Source organism: Paraburkholderia caffeinitolerans (genome assembly GCF_902859945.1).
GTDB classification, from domain to species: Bacteria; Pseudomonadota; Gammaproteobacteria; order Burkholderiales; family Burkholderiaceae; genus Paraburkholderia; species Paraburkholderia caffeinitolerans.
Map to the genome: position 1 here is coordinate 182,567 of NZ_CADIKL010000008.1, position 22,123 is coordinate 204,689.

The window sequence follows — 22,123 nt, forward strand, 5'->3', positions numbered from 1 at the left end:
AGCGGCGCGCGCGTTCATGCGGTGGCGCAGCGTGCGAGCGCGGCGGAAGCCGCAGCCGTGGCGGCCGTGCCTGCCGTGGTGTAAGCGCCATCCACGTACAGGAGCGGATCGATCTCGCCGCTCAGCTTCACTTCGAGCAGCCGGCCGATGAACACCGTATGCGTGCCGTAGTCGAAGCGGCCGTCCTGGCGGCACACGAGATTGGCCTGCGCGCCATGCAGATACGGCACGCCATCGACGGAACGCTGCCAGTCGCCGGTCGAGAAGCGATCTTCGCCCTTCAGGCGTCCGCTGCAGTCGATGGCAATGCCCTGCTGCTGCGCCGCCAGCAGGTTCACGCAGAAGTCCGCACCCGCCGCGAGCGGCGGATAAATCGACGAAGACCGGTTGATGCAGATGAGCAGCGAAGGCGGTTCGGTCGACAGCGAATCCACCGCCGTGGCCGACATCGAATAGCGGCGCTCGCCGTCACAGCAGCTGATGACGGTGACCGAACGCGCGAGGCGGCGCATCGCTTGCAGCATGTCCGCGCGCAGCGGTTCCAGGGAAAGTTCGCTCATTGTGTGACTCCACGAAGCTCGTGGCCTTGGTCCTGGTTTTGACGCTGGCCGGGGTGATCAGTTGTTTCGTATGCCGAATTTTTTGGGTCGGCGAGGTAATTGGCGGCGCGATAGCCGAAGGTCATCGCCGGCCCGAGCGTCGATCCCGCGCCGGGGTAGCTCGCGCCCATCATCGAGGCGCTCGTATTGCCTATCGCGTAGAGGCCCGCGATGGCGCTGCCGTCGGCGCGCAGCACGCGTGCGTCGGCGTCGGTGAGCAAGCCGCCCTTCGTGCCGATGTCGCCCGCGTCGATGCGCACCGCGTAGAACGGCGCTTCGCCGATCGGCGCGAGACACGGGTTGGGCTGCACCGACGGGTCGCCATAGTAGGTATCGAAAACATTGCCGCCCTTGCCGAATTCCTCGTCCACGCCGCTTGCCGCGTAGCCGTTCATGCGCACGATGGTCTCGCGCAGGCCGGCTGCCTCCACGCCGATTTTCGCGGCCAGCGCGTCGAGCGAATCCGCGCGGTGCAGCAGCGCGCGAAACGCGGCCGGAATGCGCGAGTCCGGCATCATCGATGCGGGCATGACCGGGCCACAGGGGTAGTTCTTGCGAAAGCGCGCGTCGAAGATCATCCATGCGGGCACGTTCGCGCCCGTTGCCGCATGGTCGCGATACATCGCGGGCACGAACTCCGAGTACGGCGCGGCCTCGTTGACGAAGCGCCGTCCGAGCGCGTTGACGATCACGCAGCCAGGCAGGTTGCGCTCCACGAACAGCGCGCGCTGCTTTTCCTCGCCTTCCACGCGCACCGTGGGCGCGCCCCAGACGTGCTCCATGAGCGCGAGCGCGCCGCCCGCCTGCTCGCCGGCCACGATGGCGTCGCCGGTGTTGAACGGCGGCGTTGCGCTCCACTGCGCCTCGGTGGGCTGCGGCAGGTAGCGCTCGCGCATCGCCTGGTTGCGCTCGAAGCCGCCCGCCGCGAGAATCACGCCGCGCCGCGCGAGCAGGCGCACCGTCTTGCCTTGGCGCTCGGCCACCACGCCCGTGATGCGGCCGTTCTCTTCGATCAGTTCGCGCATGGGCGTGGAGAGCCACAGCGGCACCTTGCGTTCAAGCAGCGCGTAACGCAGGCCGCCCACCAGCGCATTGCCGAGCGTGAGCCGCCGGTCGCGCCGCGAGCGCATCCGTGCGCCGATATCGAACCAGTAGCGCCCGAATTCGCGCAGCGCGAGCGTGATAAAACCGCGCTCTTTCGCGAGCAGCGTGTGCGCCTCTTTGGAGGTCACCGCCACGCGCCCGCCGATCAGCGTGCCGGGCGATGGCTGGCGCAGCCGCGCGAACTCCGCGCCTAGACGCCCGCCGTCGAACGACAGCGGATCGAGCGCGCGATAGCCGGGCATCGCGCCGGGCTGGCTCTGGAAGTAGTCGGCATAGCGCGAGAGCGACTGGTAGCGCACGGGCGTGCGCGCTTCCAGATAGCGCAGCATCTCGGGCGCGGTGTCGAGATAGGCGTCGAGACGCCCGTTGGTTGCCGCGCCCTGCGTGCACGCTTCGATATAGGTGCGCGCGGCCTCGCGCGTATCCGTGCCGCCTTCCTCGGCGATATGGTGATTGCACGGCACCCAGATGCCGCCGCCCGACACCGCCGACGTGCCGCCGTAGTGCGGGCTCTTTTCGAGCACGAGCACCGAGAGACCGAGATCGGCGGCGCGGCACGCAGCGAGCAGGCCGCCCGCGCCGGAACCGACGATCAGCACATCGAACGTTTCAGTTTCCATGGCTTGATCGTTCATGAGCGCCGCCTCAGATGAAGAAGTCGGTGTTGGTGCGGCCGAGCATCACCGCGCCGAGATTCTGGCCGAAGCGGTCGAGATTGTTGGCGTAGTGCGCGCGCGCCGCGTGCAGGTCGAGAAAGCGCCGCACGAGCGGGTTGCGGCGGTAAATGCCGTTGCCGCCCGCATAACGCAGCAGCGCATTGGCCGCCTGTGCGCAGCGCTCCGCCACCTGCGCCGACTGATAGCGGAAATGCACGCGCCGCTCGATCGACACTTCGGGGCCGCCCTGCACCGCCGCGAGCAGTTCATCGAAGTTGCGGCGCAACAGCACCTGCATTTCGTCGATGGCAACCGCCGCGTTCGCGCAGGCGCTTTGCGCGCCGGTGTCGTCGGAGGTCTTCGCGCCGCTATTGGAACTCACGCGATTGGTTGCGTAAGCGCGGAAGTCGTCCACTGCGCCTTGCAGTGCGCCAATGCACGCCGTGCAAACCGCGCGCACGAAAATCTGCGCGAACGGCAGGCGGAACAGCGGCGCATCATTCAACGCGAGGCCAGGGCTCGTGCCCATCATGCCGTCCACGGCCTTGTGGGTGCGGTACTCGGGCACGAATACATCGTTCACCACGATGTCGTGGCTGCCCGTGGCGCGCAGGCCCAGCACGTCCCAGTCGCGCTCGATCGTGTAGTCGGACTTCGGCAGCAGGAAGGTGCGGTATTCGGGCGGCTCGCCCGCGCGCGCCGGAGGCACCAGCGCGCCGAGGAACACCCACTCGCACAGTTCGCTGCCGCTGGAGAATTTCCAGTGGCCCGAGAGCCGGAAGCCGCCTTCCACGGGCGTGACCTTGCCCACCGGCATATACGTGGAAGCGATGAGCGTGGCCGGGTCCTTGCCCCAGACATCTTGTTGCGCGCGCTCGTCGAACAGCGCGAGCTGCCAGTTGTGCACGCCCACCACGCCGTACACCCATGCGGTGGACATGCAGCCGCGCGCGAGCGCCATCTGGATTTCAAAAAACGTTTGCGGGTCCAGTTCATAGCCGCCGTAGCGCTTCGGCTGGAGCACCTTGAAGAAGCCGGCTGCCTGCATGTCGGCGATGGTCTGCGCCGGGATGCGGCCCGCGGCCTCCGCCGCGTCGCCGCGCTCGGCCAGCACGGGTGCGAGCGCGTGGGCGCGTGCGATCAGTTCGGCCGCAAGGGCATTCGATTCGTGGTCTCGGTGCACCGCTGTCTCCTATGTCTTCTTCGGTGGCGCCGTGCGCCACGGTGGTTCGTCGTCGATTCGATCTGCTGGTGCGCCCACGCCCGGCGCGTCACTGCTCAGTTGCTGCTCCGTTGCTGCTCAGTCGTTGCTTGCCACGACCTGCGCCGGGCGGGGCGCGTGCGCGCTTGCGCCTGTATCAGGCGACGGCGCGCGCCTTCACGCGGTTGAAGTACGGAATCACGTGCTCGCCGATGTTGCGGATCGACTCCATCGACGCCTCGTGCGGCACCGTGCCCATCTGCACGAGGAACAGCACTTCGTCCACGCCGGCTTCCTTCAGGCGTCCTACGTAGCCGATGCAGTCGTCCACCGTGCCGTATGCATGGTTGGGGTTCATCATCGAGAGCGCCGGATCGCTGAAGTCCACCACCACTTCTTCCGAGGCGAAGCGCGAGCGGATCACCATCTCGCCGCTATCGGCCTGCACGAGGTCGTCGCCCCACTTCGACGGGTCGGGACGCTCGCCGCCCGTGTACCAGTACGCGAGCGATTCCATGAAATAGCGCTGGCCGCGAATGCCGATCTTGCGGGCCTGCTGGCCGTCGCCCATCACGATGGCCGGGCACAGCGCGGCGAGGTGCTCGGTCGGGCGGAAGCCCACCTGGTCCTCGGCCTTGCGCGTGCTGTATGCCTGGCGATAGAGCGCGTTCTTCTTCGCCACTTCGTCGGGGCCGCCGAAACCGAGCACGAGCGCGCCAAGACCGCGCTGGCCAGCGCGCGAAAGCGCGTCGCTGTTGGTGCAGGCCATATACATGGGCGGATGCGGGTCCTGATACGGCTTCGGGTGAATCGGACGCTTAGGAATCTTGATGTATTTGCCGTCATGCTCGATTTCGTCCTGCACGAACATCTTCGGCACGAGATACATCGACTCGTCGATCATCGGCTGCAGTTCGTTGAGGTCGTAGCCGAACGCGCCCGCTTCCTGCTGACTGCCGCCCTTGCCCACGCCGAAGTGCACGCGGCCCTGCGAAAGAATGTCGAGCAGCGCGACGCGCTCGGCCACCTTGATCGGATGATTCATCGCAGGCGGCAGGCAAACCACGCCATGGCCGAGACCGATGCGCGTGGTGCGGCCCGCGAGATAGGCGAGGAACGTTTCCGGCGCGCTCATGTGCGCATAGTTGGTGAGCGAGGTGTGCTCGACGCACCAGACGGTGTCGAAGCCCATCTGCTCGGCGAGCAGCGCCTGCTCGACGGTCTCCTTGAAGACGCGGTGGTCGCCTTCGCGGGAAGCATCGGTCGTCTGGGCTTCGTAAATCAGGGAAAACTTCATCGCAGCTGTCTCCTTGTTTGTCGGACGGGGGCGGCGGGTGCCGCGCTGCCGCCGCAGGTGTAATCGTGACGGTCCACGAGATGAAGTTTCTGTGCGCCGGGCAAGCGCTGCATCGTCTGTTTGGATTAGCGGGACCTTAGGCACGCCCCTAGTCCAATCGGACATGGCGCGCGCCCACACGCGCGCTAGCATCCCCATATGGCACAACCACGCCAGACCAACTCAAGGGGAAAATGCAATGAAGGCTTCGATGATGCTGTACCCGGTGGACGCGATCGAGACGGCGCTGCCGTTCTTCGTCGACGGGCTTGGGCTCACGGTGAAAATGCGCGACGGCGAGCGCTATTGCGCGCTGGAGGGCGGTCCGCTCACGATCGCGCTGGTGGCGGGCGACGAGCGCATCGTCGAGCGGCCCGCGCTAACGTTTCGGATTGCCGAGGATGACGATCTCTACGCCGCCATGGAGCGCGTAGTGGCCACGGGCGCCAGCGTGCGCGCCCCTGTGCAGCAGGGCCCGCACGAGTTGCGCGCGGTTCTGGAGGATCGCAACGGCGCGCTGCTCGTGCTCACGCAAAAGAATCGTCCGTGAAATGCAAAAGGGCGGCCTGCATGAGGCCGCCCTTTACGAACGATAGAAAACATCAGGCGAAATCAGCCCAGCGGCACCACGCTGCCCAGCAGAATGCGCACGAGCGTCGCCTGCCGCGTCACGCCTGTCTTCGAGAAAATCGAACGCAGATGCGCGCGCGCCGTGTTCTTGCTGATGCCCAGCTCCTCAGCCGCTTCTTCCAGCGTAAGGCCGTTGGTCAGCAGCAACGCCAGCGAGGTCTCCGCAGGCGTGAGATCGAACAGCTTGCGCACGATTTCCTGCGAGCGCTGCGATTTGCGGTCCGGATCGCGCAGGAAGAGCACGGTCGCGGGCCGGCGGCGGTTGTCCTCCGACCAGTCGGAAAGCGGCACGGTACGCACCAGCACGCCGAGCTTCGGGCGGTCGCCGCTGCGCGTCACGGGCATGGCCTCCACGAGCGGGCCGGCGGTGCCGAAGTGGCCCATCATCGCGTGGCGGATGAGCCGCTGCAGCGTGCGGTTCTCCTGGCTGTCCATGGCCTCGACGGCGCCCTTCGAAAGGCGCAGGCCGTCGCTTTCCGCGAGGATTTCATCGGCGACGCTATTGGTGCTCATGATCGCCCCGCTCTCGTCGAGCGTAACCATGCCCACCAGCATGCGGTCGATGGCGCTCGCGTACAGCGTGCGCTCCGACTCCACCACGTCCAGACGCGAATGCAACTCCACCGCGCGGCGTAGATGCGGCAGCAGCAGCGCGCAAAACGCCTTGTCGCGCGCCGTGAAATGCGCACTGCCGTGCTTGCGGCACACGCGGAAGCGGCACTCCACGCCCGACTCGGTGCGCAGGTCCGCGCCCATGATGTAGCGCACGTCGGCGGGCTGCAGGAATTGCTTGTAAAGCTCGCTCGAGAGCCAGCCGGTCTCGCCGAACACCTCGTCCACGGTCACGACGCGGTCCGCCGGCAGGCCGACGAAGGGATCGAGCGAATAGTAGTAGTCGTTGTACGACGCCTCATCGGGTATGCCGCTTCCCGATGCATGCACCATCAGCCCGCGCCGTTCGCTTGAGGGCGAGCGCAGGATCAGCGTCGCGTAGTTTGCGTCCAGGTGCTGACGCACCAGTTCCAGCGCCCCCGACCATGGCACCGCTTCCAGCGGCCCCTGGTACACGCGCGCCATCAGCGCGCTGAATTGCGAAAGGTCGACGCCAGCCATGACACCGGCGTCCTGGCCCTCTTCCGGGGCCCATCTTGTCTCCATCAACACAGTCTCCGTCCTCCATGCCGCCCAAAGCGACGGCCAACTTTACGGGGCTCTCCCGCCGCCGGCATCGGGACATTCCCCTGGCCGCGCGTTCGATTTCGCTTTTTGTGCTAGCCCACGCCCCCGGCCGCTTCGTGCGCTTTTTTTTCGGGGGCAGCGCGAAGGCCGCGCTTGTACCAGACATTACGCTGTTCGCGGCCCGCCCCCCTCGTCTAATCGGACGATGCAAGCGGTTCGCGCAAGCGCTCCAATGCGCTAAATGGCGCCGGAAAGGCGCGCTTCGATGACGTTTTTCAGGAGACACCTTCATGGCGCTAGCCCCCCAGGCCGCCGCACTGCTCGCCGCGCTCGCCGGCATGCCCGCCCCCGATTACAGCCGGCTCGACGCCGCCAGCTATCGCGCCGCCATTGAGGCGGGCCGTGCCGCCGGCACGATTGGCGAAGGCGACGCCGTGGCCGCCGAAGAAGACCTGACGCTGCCGGGCGCAGCCGGGCCGCTCGCCGCGCGCCTCTACCGACCAGTCAGTCAGCAGGCCTCGCTGCCGCTCGTCGTGTTCTTCCATGGCGGCGGCTTCGTCGCCTGCGGGATCGATACGCACGCCAACCTCTGCCGCACGCTCGCGGCGCGCGCCAACGTGCTCGTGCTTTCGGTCGATTACCGGCTCGCGCCCGAGGCGCGCTTCCCGGCCGCCGCGCATGATGCGCTCGCCGCCGTGCGCTGGGCCGCGGCCCACGCCGCGCAACTGGGCGCGATTCCCGGCGCGCTCGCCGTAGCCGGCGACAGCGCGGGCGGCAATCTGGCCGCCGTCTGCGCGCAGCAGTTGCAAGGCGAAGTGGCGATCGCGCACCAGTTGCTGCTCTATCCGGTGGTCGACTGCTCGCACGAGCATCCTTCATACGAAACCTATGGCAGCGGCTATTTGCTCGACGCGGGCCTGATGCGCTGGTTCAAGGACCAGTACTTCGAGTCGCAGGCGGACCGCGCCTCGCCGCTCGCGAGCCCGCTGGGCGCCGAGCGCATCGAAGCGATTGCGCCCGCAACCATCGTGAGCGCCGAATGCGACGCGTTGCGGGACGAGAGCGAGCGTTACGCCGAGCGCCTCTCACAGGCGGGCGTGCCCGTCACGCACGTGCGCTGGCCGGGCCAGATGCACGGCTTCGCCAGCATGATCGGCGTGCTCGACGCCGCGAACGCGGCGCTCGACCTGAGCGCGCGCGCACTGCGCGCCGCGCTGCACCCCTGAGACCTCTACGGACATACCCGCACCTTCGCACGTGAGCGCCCCATGACCGACACGATTCTCGCCACGCACGCCGACGGCGTAGCCACGCTCACCTTCAACCGGCCCGACACGCTCAACGCACTGAGCGAGGCGATGGCCGAAGCGCTGTGCACGCGGCTCGAGCGCCTCACCCAGGAGCCCGCCGTGCGGGCCATCGTGCTGACCGGCGCGGGCCGCGCCTTCATGGCGGGCGGCGACGTGCACGCCATGCGCGCCGCGCTCGAACTCTCCCCCGCGCGCCGCGAACGCACCATCGGCAAGCTCGTGCGTCATGCGCAGCGCTCAGTCGAACTGATCGCCCGCTCGTCCAAGCCGGTGATGGCTAGCGTGAACGGCACGGCGGCCGGCTTCGGCCTCTCGCTCGTGGCCGCCTGCGATGTGGCGATTACCGCCGACGACGCCATCTTCACCTCGGCGTACAACCGTCTCGGCACCTCGCCCGATGGCGGCGCGACCTTCACACTGCCGCGCCTGATGGGTGCGCGCACGGCCGCCGAATGGCTCTATTTCGACGAACGCTACAGCGCCGAAGACGCGCTGCGCGTCGGCCTCGTGAACTGGGTCGTGCCCGCCGCCGAGCTGGCCAAGGCCACCACCGAGCGCGCCGCACGCCTCGCCGCGCTCTCGCCCGCCGCGTTCTCGCACACCAAGCATCTGATCTCCGATGCGCCGCGCCACACGCTGGGCGCGCAACTCGTGGCCGAGCAGCGCGCCTTCCTCGCCTGCACCGCGCACGACGATTTCCGCGAAGGCACCCGCGCATTCACGGAGCGCCGCGCGCCCGTGTTCGGCGCCGCCAATCGCAGCACCGATCACACCCCTCATCAAGCCAATCGCGCCAGCCGCGAGGAGCAGACCGTATGAAACTGGCCGACACCCCCGCCATCGTCGAAGAACTGCGCGCAGGCCGCATGGTGATTCTCGTCGACGAAGAAGACCGCGAGAACGAAGGCGATCTCGTGATTGCCGCCGACTGTGTCACGCCCGAGGCCATCAATTTCATGGCGCGCCACGCGCGCGGCCTCGTCTGCCTCACGCTGACCGCCGGTCACGCGGCGCACCTGCAACTGAGCCCGATGAGCGCGAACAACGGCACGCAATACGGCACGGCCTTCACGGTGAGCATCGAGGCGGCCGAAGGCGTGACCACGGGCATCAGCCCAGCCGATCGCGCGCATACGATCCGCACGGCCATCGCGCCGGGCGCGCGCGCCGAACATCTCGTGCAGCCGGGCCATGTATTTCCGATCGTCGCGCGCGAAGGCGGCGTGCTGGTGCGCGCGGGCCATACCGAAGCCGGCTGCGATCTCACCGCGCTCGCGGGCCTGACGCCCGCCGCTGTGATCTGCGAGGTGATGAACGACGACGGCACCATGGCGCGCCTGCCCGAGCTGATGACCTTCGCGCGCGAGCATGGCCTGAAGATCGGCACCATCGCCGATTTGATCCGCTATCGCAGCGAGCGTGAATCGCTGGTGGAGCGCGTGGCCTCGCGCACGCTCGCCACGGCCTGGGGACCGTTCGAAGCGATCGAGTATCGCGACCGCGTGCGCGGCGCGACGCATCTCGCGCTCGTGCGCGGGCAGCCCAGCGCCGACGTGCCCACACTCGTGCGGGTGCAGGAGCGCGCGTCGCTGCTCGATTTGTTCGATGAAGACCCGGACGCGCATGGGCTTGCGTTGCATGGCGCGCTCACGCGCATCGCGCAGGCAGGCTGTGGCGTGGCCGTGCTGCTCGATTGTGCTTTGCGCACGGGCGCGCGTGAGACGGCTCATGCGAGCAGCGGCCACGGTGCTGAATCGGGTAACCGCCAGTACGGTATTGGGTCGCAGATTCTGCGTGATTTGGGTCTGTCGCGCCTTAACGTGCTTGCCACGCCGCTCAAGCTGCCCGCGCTCGCTGGGCATGGGCTCGAGATCAGCGCGTTTATTCCGCTTGGGGACTTGCCGGATGTTTCCGCCGATGCGGTCGGGGCGATTCGTGCCGCAGCGTTTGCCGAGTTGGATGCGCGCAAGCTTGTTGAGGCGTGAAGGCGGTTTGAGTCGCGCGTCTTTTCGCTGATATAACCAACCGAAGGATTCCTTAATGCCCAATCCCTATATCGCTCTCGTCACCGGCGCCTCGCGCGGCGCCGGCAAAGGCATCGCGCTCGCACTAGGCGCCGCCGGCGCAACCGTCTACGTAACAGGCCGCTCGCAACAAGAAGGCAACGCGCCACTACCCGGCACCATCCACGCCACCGCAGCAGAGGTCACCCGTCTGGGCGGCCACGGCATCGCGCTAGCCTGCGACCACGCCGACGACGCCCAGGTCGAAGCCATTTTCACGCGCATCCGCAACGAACAAGGCCGACTCGACGTGCTGGTGAACAATGCCACAGTCCTGCACGACGAACTGATCCGCCCCGCGCCGTTCTGGGAAAAACCGCTGGAATTGGTGAACATTCTGGACGTGGGCCTGCGCTCGGCCTACGTCGCAAGCTGGCACGCGGCACGCATGATGGCCGCGCAGCGCGACGGCCTGATCGCGTTCACCTCGTCGTTCGGCGCGAGCTGCTACATGCACGGCGCCGCCTATGGGGCGCAGAAAGTCGGCGTGGACAAGTTCGCGAAGGACATGGCCGTGGATCTGCGCGAGTTCAACGTGGCCGCGGTGTCGATCTGGATGGGCATGCTCAAGACCGAACGCACCGAACGCGTGGTCGCCGCGCACCCCGACCAGTACGCCGGCTTCAGCGAACTCGCGGAAAGCCCGCAATTCACGGGGCGGCTGGTCGATGCGCTCTATCGCGATCCGCAACGCGCGCAAAAATCCGGCCTCGTGCTCGTGGGCGCCGAACTCGCGCACGAGTACGGCATCACCGATATCGACGGACGCCAACCGCCCTCGCATCGCGAGCAGCTAGGCGGGCCGGTGCAGGCGCATCCGGCCATCGTGGCCTGACGCGATGCGCCCCGACGAGTTTTAAGTTTCAGCCCGCCCCGGCAAGCGCCACGCCCACCGCGCCCTCGGTTTCGAGGGCACGAATCTGCTGCTCGTCGTAGCCATATTCGCGAAGCACTTCAACAGTGTGCTCGCCATACAGCGGCGCGGGACGCGCATCCGTTGCCGCGCCGTCCGAAAAGTGCACCGGCAGGCCGATACCCTTGACGCGCCCGCTCACGGGATGCTCGGTTTGCACAATCATCCCGCGTGCGATGGCCTGCTCGTGCGAGGCCGCCTCCGGCACGCTCAGCACAGGGCCGCACGGCAAGCCTATTTCGTCGAAGATTGCGAGCCACTCCGCCGTGGTGCGCTCGCGCAGTCGCGCCGCGAGAATCTCCACGAGCGCCGCGCGATGCGAAAGACGCCCCGCGTTGGTCGCGAAGCGCACGTCGTCCGCGAGGCCCGGGATCGCAAGCACCGCGACCAGGCGCTCGTAATTGCTCTGGTTCGCCGCGCCCACATTGATCCAGCCGTCGCGCGTTTCGAACGCCTGGTAAGGCGCGCTCGTGGGATTGGCCGAGCCGGCTTTCTCGAGCACGGTGCCATCCGCGAAGTAATTGGCGAAGGCCCAGTACATCTGCTGCAAACCGGCTTCGAACAACGACGTATCGACCATCTGCCCGAGCCCCGTGCGCTGCCGCCCCGCATACGCGGCGCAGATGCCGAGCGCCGCCAGAATGCCCGCGTTGATGTCCGTGACCGGGGCGCCCGCCTTGATCGGCGCCTGCCCCGGCTCGCCGGTCATGCTCATCAATCCGCTCATGCCCTGCGCGATGAGGTCGAAGCCGCCCTTGTCCGCATACGGCCCGCTGCGTCCATAACCGGAGATCGCACAGTAAATGAGGCCCGGGTTCTCCGCCTTGAGCCGCTCGTAACCCATGCCGAGCTTTTCCATCGTGCCGCGCCGGTAGTTCTCGGTCACCACGTCGGCACTCGCGAGCAGGCGGCGCAGCACGGCGCGCCCACCCTCGGTCTTCAGGTCGAGCGCGATGCCGCGTTTGCCGCGATTGACCATCATGAACGAAGCGGACTCGCCGCTCGCAAGGATCGGCGCAAAGCGGCGGCAGTCGTCGCCGCCCGGCATCTTCTCCACCTTGATGACCTCGGCGCCCATGTCGGCAAGCATCATGCCGCACACCGGCCCCGACATGATGTGCGCAAGCTCGATCACCTTCAAGCCGGCCAGTGGACCCGCGCGTTGCGTTTCATCCATCTCAGCGTCCCTTGAATTGCGGCGTTTCCTTGGCGAGAAACGCCTGATAGCCGATGCGGAAATCCTCGGTGCCGAAACATGCGAAGCCCTCGTCGCGCTCCGCTTGCGTGAGCGGCGCCGCATGGCGCGCGCGGCGCACGAACTGCTTGTGCCAGCGCGCGGCCAGCGGCGCGCCAGCCGCAATGCGCTGCGCCGCTTCGAGCGCCTGCCCGGTCACTTCAGCATCGGGCACGACGCGCGTGACGAGGCCTTTGGCCAACGCTTCATGTGCGCCGAGAATGCAGCCTTCGAGCAGGATCTCCAGCGCCACGGCCTCGCCCACGAGGCGCAGCAGCGCCTCGAGTTCGGCGTGCGCCATCACGAGCCCGAGATTCTTGATGGGCGCGCCAAAGCGGCTCGACTCCCCGCAGATGCGCAGATCGCACAGCGCCGCGATCTCCAGCCCGCCGCCCACGCATAGGCCGTGGATCATCGCGACCACCGGCACCGGGCACGCATCGATCACGCCAAGCGTGCGATGCATGAGCGCGCCGTATTCGCGCGCCTGCGCGACGTTCGCACGGTCGGTGGCGAATTCGCCGATGTCGTTGCCGGGCGAGAACGCCTTCTCGCCCGCGCCTCGCAACACGATGCAGCGCAGGCTTGCATCGGCGGACAGCGTCTCGAAGGTTTCGCCGAGCGCGCGCCACAGTGTGCGCGTGAGCGCATTGAGTTTTGCCGGGCGGTCGATAGTGACGATGGCAATCGATCCGTCGCGTTCGGTGCGGATCGTGCCCTGAGTCGTGCCCTGAGTCGTGCCCTGAGTCGTGCCTTGATTCGTGCCTTGATTCGCGGCGTTATCGTTCATGTTCGTTCCTCGCTAACGGTCCATTTCGAAAACGTCGTGCTCAGGCGGTCGTATGCGCATGCGCGCCGTCCGCCGCGCCCGATTCGTTTTCGAGCGTGCGATCCGGGCGCATCGTGAACGACAGCACGATGCCCACGGCCATGATCGCCATCGAGATCGTGAACGGCAGGTTCCAGTTGCCGGTGCGGTCGATCAGCCAGCCGCCCACCACGGGGCTCACGATGGCCGCGGCGGCCGAACCCGTGTTCATGATCCCACTAGCGGTGCCCGCATGCCGGGGCGCGATATCCATCGGCACGGCCCACATCGGTCCGATGGTCATTTCGTTGAAGAAGAAGCCCGCGCTCAGGCACAGCGCGGCAAGCGTCACCGTCACGTTCTGTGCGAGCAGTATGGGCGCGAGCGAGAGCAGCGTGAGCAGCATGCACACGCCCACCATCACATTGCGCGCGAGACGCAGGTTGCGGCTCTTCTTGAGAATGCGGTCCGTCAACGAGCCGCCGAGCCAGTCGCCCAGCACGCCCGCGAAGAACACGCCCGAGGCGAACAGCGCGGATTTGCCCAGTTGCATGTGATAGTTGTGCAGGAAGTACTGCGGAATCCAGCCGAGGAACAGCCACAGCACCCAGCCGTAGCAGAAGTACACGGCGGTGACCGGCGACATGCGCGCCACCAGCCGCCGCCACGGCACCGGCGCGCGCTCCTTCGCGCCCGAATAGCGTTCGAGCCCTTCGCACTCGGCCTGGGTGATGCGCGGATGCGCGCGCGGGTCGTCGCGGAAGTACCAGATCCACAGCACGGCCCAGAGAAAGCTCGCGATGCCAGTGACGATAAAGGCGCCGCGCCAGCCCGACATCAGCATCAGCCAGACAATGAGCGGCGGCGCGATGGCGTTGCCGATGCGCGAGGCCGCGTGCGTGGTGCCCTGCGCGAAGCCGCGCCGGCTTGCGGGCATCCAGTTCGACATCGCGCGTGTGGCCGTGGGGAAGGTCGCGCCTTCGCCTAGGCCCAGCAGCACGCGCGCCACGATCATGGAGGCGAAGCCGCCCGCGAGACCGGTGAGCACCGTCGCGCCGGCCCAGATCACGGCGCACAGCGCGAGCGTGCGGCGCGGGCCGAAGCGGTCGCCCACCCAGCCGCCGATGATCTGAAACAGCAGATACGGATACGCGAAAGCGGAAAACACAATGCCGACTTCGGTATGCGAAAGGTGGAGCTCGGCCGCGAACTGGCTCGCAGCGGTGCTCACGTTGACGCGATCGACGTAAGTGATCAGATACATCGCGCACAGCAATAGCAGCACGCGGGTGGTGGCTCGGCGCAACATCATCGTCTCCTTGTTGGAAGTGTGCAGGCGCGGCGCTCGCTTTACGCTTTGCCTTGGCGGCTTTAACTTCAGGACTCCGGATGTTCTTGCTTGTGCCGCGAGCGCGCATAGCACCGCTCGCGTGTGCTTCAGCGCGGTGAGTCCAGCGCGCGCTCCAGTACCTGCGCGACGTGCAGCGCCTGCGCACTGGCGCCGTCGGCGATCTGATGGCGGCAGCTCGTACCGTCGGCAACCACCAGCGCGTCGCCGGCTGCCTGCGCCGCGCGCACGGCGGGCAGCAGCGACAGCTCCGCCATCGCGAGCGACGTGGCGTAATGCTCGCTTTCGTAGCCGAAGCTACCCGCCATCCCGCAGCACGACGATTCGACGGGCGCAACCGCGAGGCCCGGGATCCAGCCGAGCACCATCTGCACCGGCGTGAACGCGCCGAATGCCTTCTGATGACAATGTCCGTGCACCACCGCCCGCGCTTGTGGAAGCGTGCGCAGCTTCAAGTCGAACCGCCCCGCCTGATGTTCGCGCACGAGAAATTCCTCGAACAGCAGCGCGTGGCGGGCAAGCTTCGCGGCGGCCTCGCCAAAGCCGTAGGCCGTCCATTCATCGCGCAGCGTAAGCAAGCACGAAGGCTCCAGGCCCACGATGGGCACGCCGCGCTCGACAAGGGGCAGCAGCGCATCGAGCGAGCGGCGCGCCTCGGCCTTCGCCTGATCGACGAGGCCCGCCGCGAGAAACGTGCGTCCGCAGCACAGCGGACGCTCGCCCGTTTTTGTATTCAACCGTACCGTGTAGCCCGCCGCCTCCAGCACACGCTGCGCGGCGCGCGCCACATCGGGCTCGATGTAGTTGCTGAACGTGTCGACGAAAAGCAGGACCTCGCGCGTTGAAGATGCCGGCACGGCGGGGTTCGCCACGGCCTCAGAAGTTGCGGTGAACGCTCGCCCAATACGCGGAAACGCACGGTCCGGCGCAAAGCCGATGCGCCGCTTGAGCCACGCCGCCACGCGCGGCAAGCGCTCGATCGCGGGCAATACGCCGGGCACGCGGCTCGCGTACGGCGCATAACGCGGCAGCCAGGCAACCAGCCGCTCCCGCACGGCGAGGCCATGCTCGCGCTGCCATGCGGCGCGCGCTTCGATCTTCATGCGCGCCATATCCACACCGGTCGGGCAATCGCGCTTGCAGCCCTTGCACGACACGCACAGGTCGAGCACGTCCTTCACGGCGCGGCTCGCGAGACCGCCTTCGCCCGCTTCACCGGGTGACTCCAGTTGCCCAGACAACGCCAGCCGCAGCGTATTCGCGCGCCCCCGCGTGACATGTTGCTCGTCGCGCGTGACGCGATAGCTCGGGCACATCGTGCCCGCATCGAACTTGCGGCAATGGCCATTGTTGTTGCACATCTCCACGGCCTTCGCGAGCCCCTCGCTCGCATCGCCGCCCGAGCCCGGTGCGCCTTCGGCGCCCGTGAGCGGATCGCGCGTGACATTCCACGCCGACCAGTCGAGCGCGGGCCGCCACGCGCGCTCGCGATAGCCGGGCGCGAAGCGGAAATTCGCGGCATCGTCCATCTTCGGCGGATGAACGATGCGGTCCGGGCTCATGCGATTCGCGGGATCGAAGAGCGCCTTGATTTCGGCGAATGCCGCGTTGATCTTTGGCCCGTACTGCCAGGCGACCCACTCGCCCCGGCACAGTCCGTCGCCGTGCTCGCCCGAGAACGCGCCCTTGTACTCGCGCACCATCGCCGCCGCTTCTTCGGCAATGGCTCGCATTTTCTGCGCACCGTCGCGGCGCATGTCGAGTATCGGACGCACGTGCAGCGTCCCCACGCTCGCATGCGCATACCACGTGCCTTCCGTGCCATGCCGATGAAACACCTCAGTCAGGCGGCTCGTGTAATCGGCGAGATGTTCGAGCGGCACCGCGCAATCTTCGATGAACGAAACCGGTTTGCCATCGCCCTTCATGCTCATCATGATGTTCAGGCCCGCCTTGCGCACGTCCCACAGCGCTTTCTGCTCAGCGGCATCAGGCATTTCGACCACGCTGCCCGGCAAACCCAGATCACCCATCAACTCGACGAGTTGGGCGAGACGCGCAAGCTGGGCCGCGCGCTCCTCGCCCGCGAATTCCACCAGCAACACCGCCTCGGGCGCACCCACCAGCGCACGCTCGATCACGGGCCGAAACGCGGGATTGTCCAGCGCCAGTTCAATCATCGTGCGGTCGACCAGCTCGACCGCCGTCGGCCCCAGCTTGACGATGTGCTGTGTGAGGTCCATCGCGCCGTGGAAGGTCGGGAAGTTCACCACGCCCAGCACCTTGTGGCGCGGCAGCGGTTCGAGGCGCAGCGTCAACTGGCGGCTGAATGCGAGCGTGCCCTCCGAGCCCACCAACAGGTTCGCAAGATTGGGCTCACCGTCGCGCTCGAATGCGAGCGGATTCTGGCACTCGAACAAGTCGAGGTTGTAGCCGGCCACGCGGCGCAACACCTTCGGCACGCGCTCGCGCAGTTCGTCGCGTTCGCGCTCCGCAATGGCGCGCACGCCATCGACCAGCCCGCGCGTGCGCGCATCGCGAGACATTTCGGAGAGCTTGCCAAAGCAGGTCTCGTAACCATCGGCGAGCACCGCGTCGATGGCGGCCACGTTGTGCACCATGATGCCGTACTCGATCGAGCGCGAACCGCACGAGTTGTTGCCGGCCATGCCGCCCAGCGTGCATTGCGCGCCCGTGGAGACATCCACCGGAAACCAAAGGCCGTGCGGCTTGAGCCATGCATTGAGATGGTCGAGCACGATGCCGGGCTCGACCGTCACGGTACGCGCTTGCGCGTCGAAGGCCACGATGCGATTCAACCACTTGCTCGTGTCGATCACGAGCGCCTCGCCCACGGTCTGCCCACACTGGCTCGTGCCTGCGCCGCGCGCGAGCACCGGCACGCCGGTATCGCGCGCGATGTCGAGTGCGACGCGCAGATCGTCCTGATCGCGCGGCACCGCCACGCCGACAGGCATGATCTGGTAGATCGAAGCATCGGTGGCATAGCGGCCGCGCGATGCGCGATCGAACAGCACGTCGCCGCGCAGTTCGCGCGCGAGCCGCGCGGCAAGCGGCGTGAGCGCGGCGCGCGCGGACGCGGGCATCAGTTGGATCGGTTGAACGAGCGGTTGGGTGGTGGGCTTGAGCATCGCGCAGTCAGTTGATGGTCAGTCGCAACGGTGGGCGTTTGAACATTGAAATGCGCGATGCCTCACGCCACCGCTTTCAGCCGCGGCGCGCTTTCGTGCTGCGCGAGGTAGTCCATCGCCGCGCCCACGCCGCTCGCGCGCAGCGGCACGCCCGCGAGCCGCAAACCCATTTCGCAGCCGGCGAGCGCGGCCATCAGCGTGAGGTCGTTACAGTCGCCGAGATGCCCGATGCGGAACATGCGCCCCTTCACCTTGCCCAGCCCCGTGCCAAGCGACAGATCGAAATGTTCGTAGATGAGCTTGCGCACCGCGTCCGCGTCCACGCCTGCGGGCATCACCACGCCCGTGAGCACGGGCGAATGTGCGGCGGGATCCACGCATTGCGTTTCGAGCCCCCACGCCTGAACCGCCGCGCGGCACGCGGCCGCCAGGCGCTGGTGACGCGCGAACACGTTGTCGAGCCCTTCGCCGAGAATCATGTCGAGCGCTTCGGAGAGGCCATACAGCAGGTTGGTATTGGGCGTATACGGCCAGTAACCCTGCCGGTTCATTTCGACAATCTCGACCCAATTCCAGAATGCGCGCGGCAGTTTCGCTGCGCGGCTCGCTTCCAGCGCCTTGCGCGAGACCGCGTTGAAGCTGATGCCGGGCGGCAGCATCAAGCCCTTCTGCGAGCCCGAGACCGTCACGTCCACGCCCCATTCGTCGTGACGATAGTCGGCGCACGCGAGGCCCGAGATGGTGTCGACCATGAAGAGCGCCGGATGCCCCGCCGCATCGATGGCGCGACGCACTGCGGCGATATCCGATGTCACGCCCGTGGAGGTCTCGTTATGCACAACGCAGACCGCCTTGATCTCGTGGTCCGCGTCCGCGCGCAATCTCGCCTCGATCATGTCCGCCTGCACACCGCGCCGCCACCCCTCCACGCCGGGCAAGCCAAGAAACTCGGGCTTGAGGCCCAGACTCTCGGCCATCCTTTTCCACAGCGTTGCGAAGTGGCCGGTCTCGTACATCAGCACTGCGTCGCCAGGCGAGAGTGTGTTGGTGAGCGCCGCCTCCCATGCGCCGGTGCCAGATGCCGGATAGATCACCACGGGCTGCGTGGTCTTGAAGACCTTCTTGATGCCGTCGAGCACCGCAAGCCCCAGCGCGGCGAACTCGGGGCCGCGATGGTCAATGGTGGGATAGCTCATCGCGCGCAGGATGCGGTCGGGCACGGGGCTCGGGCCGGGAATTTGCAGGAAATGGCGGCCGGCGGGATGGAAATCGAGTTTCAGCATGGAAAGGTCCCACGTTCAGGGAAGGGCGGAGGTCCTTCAATCGATGCAATAATTTGCCCTTAATGGCATTTTGCATGCAAAATACTCTAGTGCATGATCGAGCAGATACAAGGCGAAATTGGCAGGAATCCCCCAGGGGAAACCCGGCGGTGCGGCGCAACGAAGCGCCGGCGGCGTTCAGGCTAGAATGGGGGCAAGTCGGACGATTGGGATCTCGTATGCAAAATCCAGACATTCCGGACGCGCAACTCGCGTCCGCCCAGCCTGACGCGCCAGAACTCGCGCTGCCGAAGCTCGCGCGCCAGCGCCTGCACGACACAGTGGTCGATCACCTGCGCGAATTCATCGTCGAAGGGCAGCTCGCGCCCGGCGTGAAGCTCAATGAACGCAAGCTCTGCGAAGTACTGGGCATTTCGCGCACGCCGCTGCGCGAAGCGCTCAAGGTGCTCGCCGCCGAAGGACTCATCGAGATCTCGCCGAACCGGGGCGCCACGGTCGCGCAGCTGAGCGAAGCCGAGATACGCGACATGTTCGAACTCATGAGCGGGCTCGAGGCGTTCGCGGGCGAACTCGCGTGCGAGCGCATCAGCGAAACGGAGCTTGCGCAAATCAAGGCGCTGCATGCCGCCATGCTATTGAGCCGCGCGCAGAACGACCTGTCCGGCTATTACTCGCGCAATCATGCGATTCACGACCTCATCAACATCGCGGCGCGCAATGCGGCGCTACGCCAGACTTACGTGACGCTGAACCGGCGTCTGCAAGCGCTGCGCTTTCGCTCCAACTTTCAAACCAGCAAGTGGGACAGCGCGATACGCGACCACGAAGGCATGATTGCCGCGCTCGAAGCGCGCAACGGCCCCGCGCTGGCGAAGATCCTGCGCGGCCACCTGCTGGCCAAGCGCGATGCCGTGCTGGCCGAGCGCACGCTCGGCGTCGCGGCCGCGGAACGCGAAGCGTGACGCCATAGCGTCGAGGTGCGAGTGGGGCGGGCCGCTTTTTCCCGCTGCACTCGCGCATGCGCAATTACATTTATTCCCACTGCCGCGACGAAATTCCAATCGGGAAATGATACCTGCCTCATTTATTTCGGCATCCAGATCATTTACCCGATATGACACATTCCCCGCATTTTCAGCGGCCATTCGTGGCGATGCGAATCATACTGAGATTTCCCGAAGGTAGACGCATTTAATCGATTGGCCTATACTCGCCTTCCTGTCACAAAAAGTACGACTTCTTGCGTAACGTGATGTAACTGCGGTGATGTAACTGCGGTAACGCAACAGCGGCAACAACGAATTCGTTGCGCACGCATCCGTTTCGCCATATCAAGGGGGCCACCGGCCTCAGCGGTCTGGGGCTCTGCCCTCCGCATCCATGCCGTCCCTGCAGGACGGTGCCCTGCCCTCAGCGCGCGCGTTACGGTGTTATTGCGCTGCTGGGCTGAACATGACAATCAGACGAACGCATCGGCGCGTTCATTCGACTGCTGACCGCCTGTTATTGCGGCCAGCAAGGACTGTTTCCGTCAGTTCAATCGCGGCCACGCCGGGATCACGAACTTCCATCGCGGCGCCAATTGGCGTCTTCGCGGCGCACGCGCATTGTTTCGCTCACGCGCGCCGCACCGAGATTGAGGGGGCGTATCTTCATGACTCGACGCACTGTCCAGTTGCTGGGCAGCCTGATAGCCATTGCCGTCATCGCTTGGGCGCTCGCCCGTGGCATCGGCGCTGAGACGTTCGCCAGCCATGCCGGCGACCTCGCCTATTACGCGTGCCAGCATTTGCTGCTCGTCGGCTATTCCATGGCGCTCGCCATCATCGTTGGCGTGCCTGCGGGCGTGCTGCTCAGCCGGCCGCGCTTTCAGCGCCAGGCCGAACGCTTCATGCAGATCTTCAACATCGGCAACACGATTCCGTCGCTTGCCGTGCTTGCCATCGCGCTCGGCATTTTCGGCATCGGCGACCTGCCCGCCATCATCGCGCTGTTTCTGGCCTCACTGCTGCCCATCACGCGCAACACCTACGAAGGCGTGAAGAACGTTCCTGCCGCGCTGCGCGAAGCCGCCAAGGGTATCGGCATGACCGGCTGGCAGTCGCTTACCCGCGTGGAATTGCCCAAAGCGCTGCCCATCATCGTGGGCGGCGTGCGCACCGCGCTCGCGATCAACGTGGGCACTGCGCCGCTCGCCTATCTGATTGGCGCCGACAGTCTCGGCTCGCTGATCTTCCCAGGCATCTACCTCAACGATCAACCGTTGCTGCTGCTGGGAGCCTCGCTCACCGCGGTGCTCGCGCTCGTGCTGGACGGCGCCGTCGCGGCCGGAAGCCGCCAATGGCAGGCGCGCCGTGGAGGTGCAGCATGAGCACCTTGTTCTCAGGCTTTCCCATGTTTCGCAGTACGATTCGATCGATTGCGCGCCTGTGCGCGGTGGGCACGCTATGCGTGGCGGCAAGCTCTTCGGCGTTCGCCGCCAAGCTCGTGCTGGGCGCGAAAAATTTCACCGAGCAGTACGTGCTCGCGGAAGTCACGGCGCAGTACCTGCGCTCGCGCGGCTATGAAGTGGAGGTCCGCTCCGGGCTCGGCAGCACGCTCATGCGCAGCGCGCTGGAGAACGGCCAGTTCGATCTCGCATGGGATTACACCGGCACGGCGGCGCTCGTCTACGACAAGCTCACCGAAAAGCTTTCGCCCGAAGAAATGTACCAGCGCGTGAAGGCGCTCGACGTGCCGCGCGGGCTCGTCTGGCTCGACGCCTCGCCGCTCAACGACACCTACGCAATCGGACTGCCTAGCCCGTTCGTGCAGGCCACCGGCATCAAAACGGTTTCGCAGCTCGCCGACTATCTGAAGACCAGCCCCGACGCGAAGCACATCGTGTTCGGCATGGATGCGGAATTCGCGAACCGCCCCGACGGCCTCAAGCCGCTGCTCGAAACCTACGACATGCATTTCAAGCGCTCGCAGATGAAGCAGATGGACCCGGGACTCGTCTACACGGCGCTGCACACCAACCAGTTGAAGATCGGCCTCGTCTACACGACCGATGGCCGCGTGAAGGGCTTCGGCATCGTGCCGCTCGACGACGACAAGCACTTCTTCCCGCCCTACAACGCCACGCCCGTGGTGCGCAAGGAGGCGCTCAAGCGCAATCCGAAACTCGCGGTGCAACTCAACGCGCTTTCGGCGGCGATCAACAACGACGTGATGCAGGACATGAACAAGGCGGTCGACCTCGACGGCAAGTCGCCGCGCGAAGTGGCCGACGCGTTCCTGCGCACGCACGCGCTGCCTTGAAGGA

The 22,123-nt window shown here is 66.4% G+C and carries 18 protein-coding genes; 8 read left to right on the forward strand and 10 right to left on the reverse strand.

Annotated elements, in window-relative coordinates; translation table 11 throughout:
• Positions 1 to 14 precede the first annotated feature (14 nt).
• The 4 genes from HV773_RS10665 to HV773_RS10680 all read right to left on the reverse strand — a co-directional run bounded on the left by HV773_RS10665 (position 15) and on the right by HV773_RS10680 (position 4,857).
• The gene (locus tag HV773_RS10665) at positions 15 to 560 is read right to left on the reverse strand and encodes a flavin reductase family protein (RefSeq protein WP_175195127.1); all 546 of its coding nucleotides are present in this window, start codon (positions 558 to 560) and stop codon (positions 15 to 17) included.
• On the reverse strand, positions 557 to 2,338 hold the full coding sequence (locus HV773_RS10670; RefSeq protein ID WP_175195129.1) for an FAD-dependent oxidoreductase: 1,782 nt from the start codon (positions 2,336 to 2,338) through the stop codon (positions 557 to 559). The genes HV773_RS10665 and HV773_RS10670 overlap by 4 nt, the downstream gene beginning before the upstream one ends.
• A gap of 10 nt (positions 2,339 to 2,348) precedes the next feature.
• Complete coding sequence (locus HV773_RS10675; RefSeq protein ID WP_175195131.1) at positions 2,349 to 3,542, reverse strand: acyl-CoA dehydrogenase family protein; 1,194 nt, start codon at positions 3,540 to 3,542, stop codon at positions 2,349 to 2,351.
• 175 nt (positions 3,543 to 3,717) lie between these two features.
• The gene (locus HV773_RS10680) at positions 3,718 to 4,857 is read right to left on the reverse strand and encodes an LLM class flavin-dependent oxidoreductase (RefSeq protein ID WP_175195133.1); all 1,140 of its coding nucleotides are present in this window, start codon (positions 4,855 to 4,857) and stop codon (positions 3,718 to 3,720) included.
• Positions 4,858 to 5,095: 238 nt separating this feature from the next.
• Between HV773_RS10680 and HV773_RS10685 the strand changes: the two genes are divergently transcribed.
• Entirely contained in the window at positions 5,096 to 5,446 is a 351-nt protein-coding gene (locus HV773_RS10685) for a VOC family protein (protein WP_175195135.1), read from the forward strand.
• A gap of 62 nt (positions 5,447 to 5,508) precedes the next feature.
• Here HV773_RS10685 and HV773_RS10690 read toward each other — a convergent pair whose 3' ends face one another.
• Entirely contained in the window at positions 5,509 to 6,684 is a 1,176-nt protein-coding gene (locus HV773_RS10690) for a helix-turn-helix transcriptional regulator (protein ID WP_175195137.1), read from the reverse strand.
• 311 nt (positions 6,685 to 6,995) lie between these two features.
• On the opposite strand from HV773_RS10690, the gene HV773_RS10695 reads away from it, so the two are divergent.
• Genes HV773_RS10695 through HV773_RS10710 form a run of 4 tightly spaced genes read left to right on the forward strand, consistent with a single transcriptional unit; the run spans position 6,996 to position 10,913 of the window.
• Positions 6,996 to 7,931, forward strand: coding sequence for an alpha/beta hydrolase (locus HV773_RS10695; RefSeq protein ID WP_175195139.1), 936 nt, complete (start codon positions 6,996 to 6,998; stop codon positions 7,929 to 7,931).
• Positions 7,932 to 7,973: 42 nt separating this feature from the next.
• Positions 7,974 to 8,834 (forward strand): enoyl-CoA hydratase/isomerase family protein, encoded by an 861-nt coding sequence (locus tag HV773_RS10700; protein WP_175195141.1) that lies wholly within the window; start codon positions 7,974 to 7,976, stop codon positions 8,832 to 8,834.
• Entirely contained in the window at positions 8,831 to 10,000 is a 1,170-nt protein-coding gene (gene ribBA / locus HV773_RS10705) for a bifunctional 3,4-dihydroxy-2-butanone-4-phosphate synthase/GTP cyclohydrolase II (RefSeq protein WP_175195143.1), read from the forward strand. Before HV773_RS10700 ends, ribBA begins: the two co-directional genes overlap by 4 nt.
• A gap of 55 nt (positions 10,001 to 10,055) precedes the next feature.
• Entirely contained in the window at positions 10,056 to 10,913 is an 858-nt protein-coding gene (locus tag HV773_RS10710; RefSeq protein ID WP_175195146.1) for an SDR family NAD(P)-dependent oxidoreductase, read from the forward strand.
• Positions 10,914 to 10,941: 28 nt separating this feature from the next.
• Here the strand turns inward: HV773_RS10710 and HV773_RS10715 are convergent, their stop codons facing one another.
• The 5 genes from HV773_RS10715 to HV773_RS10735 form a co-directional block, all read right to left on the reverse strand.
• On the reverse strand, positions 10,942 to 12,168 hold the full coding sequence (locus HV773_RS10715; protein WP_175195148.1) for a CaiB/BaiF CoA transferase family protein: 1,227 nt from the start codon (positions 12,166 to 12,168) through the stop codon (positions 10,942 to 10,944).
• Position 12,169: 1 nt separating this feature from the next.
• On the reverse strand, positions 12,170 to 13,015 hold the full coding sequence (locus HV773_RS10720) for an enoyl-CoA hydratase/isomerase family protein (protein ID WP_175195150.1): 846 nt from the start codon (positions 13,013 to 13,015) through the stop codon (positions 12,170 to 12,172).
• A 40-nt stretch (positions 13,016 to 13,055) separates the two neighbouring features.
• Positions 13,056 to 14,345, reverse strand: a complete 1,290-nt coding sequence (locus HV773_RS10725; RefSeq protein WP_175195152.1) for an MFS transporter — start codon at positions 14,343 to 14,345, stop codon at positions 13,056 to 13,058.
• A gap of 125 nt (positions 14,346 to 14,470) precedes the next feature.
• Positions 14,471 to 17,533, reverse strand: coding sequence for an FAD-binding and (Fe-S)-binding domain-containing protein (locus HV773_RS10730; RefSeq protein ID WP_175195154.1), 3,063 nt, complete (start codon positions 17,531 to 17,533; stop codon positions 14,471 to 14,473).
• 62 nt (positions 17,534 to 17,595) lie between these two features.
• Positions 17,596 to 18,816: a pyridoxal-phosphate-dependent aminotransferase family protein gene (locus tag HV773_RS10735; RefSeq protein WP_175195156.1), complete on the reverse strand. Its 1,221-nt coding sequence runs from the start codon at positions 18,814 to 18,816 to the stop codon at positions 17,596 to 17,598.
• 218 nt (positions 18,817 to 19,034) lie between these two features.
• Between HV773_RS10735 and HV773_RS10740 the strand changes: the two genes are divergently transcribed.
• From HV773_RS10740 to HV773_RS10750, 3 genes are all read left to right on the forward strand, one after another.
• Positions 19,035 to 19,778, forward strand: coding sequence for a GntR family transcriptional regulator (locus HV773_RS10740; RefSeq protein ID WP_175195158.1), 744 nt, complete (start codon positions 19,035 to 19,037; stop codon positions 19,776 to 19,778).
• 692 nt (positions 19,779 to 20,470) lie between these two features.
• Entirely contained in the window at positions 20,471 to 21,187 is a 717-nt protein-coding gene (locus HV773_RS10745; protein ID WP_175195160.1) for an ABC transporter permease, read from the forward strand.
• Positions 21,184 to 22,119, forward strand: a complete 936-nt coding sequence (locus tag HV773_RS10750) for a glycine betaine ABC transporter substrate-binding protein (RefSeq protein WP_246282266.1) — start codon at positions 21,184 to 21,186, stop codon at positions 22,117 to 22,119. The genes HV773_RS10745 and HV773_RS10750 overlap by 4 nt, the downstream gene beginning before the upstream one ends.
• Positions 22,120 to 22,123: the final 4 nt, after the last annotated feature.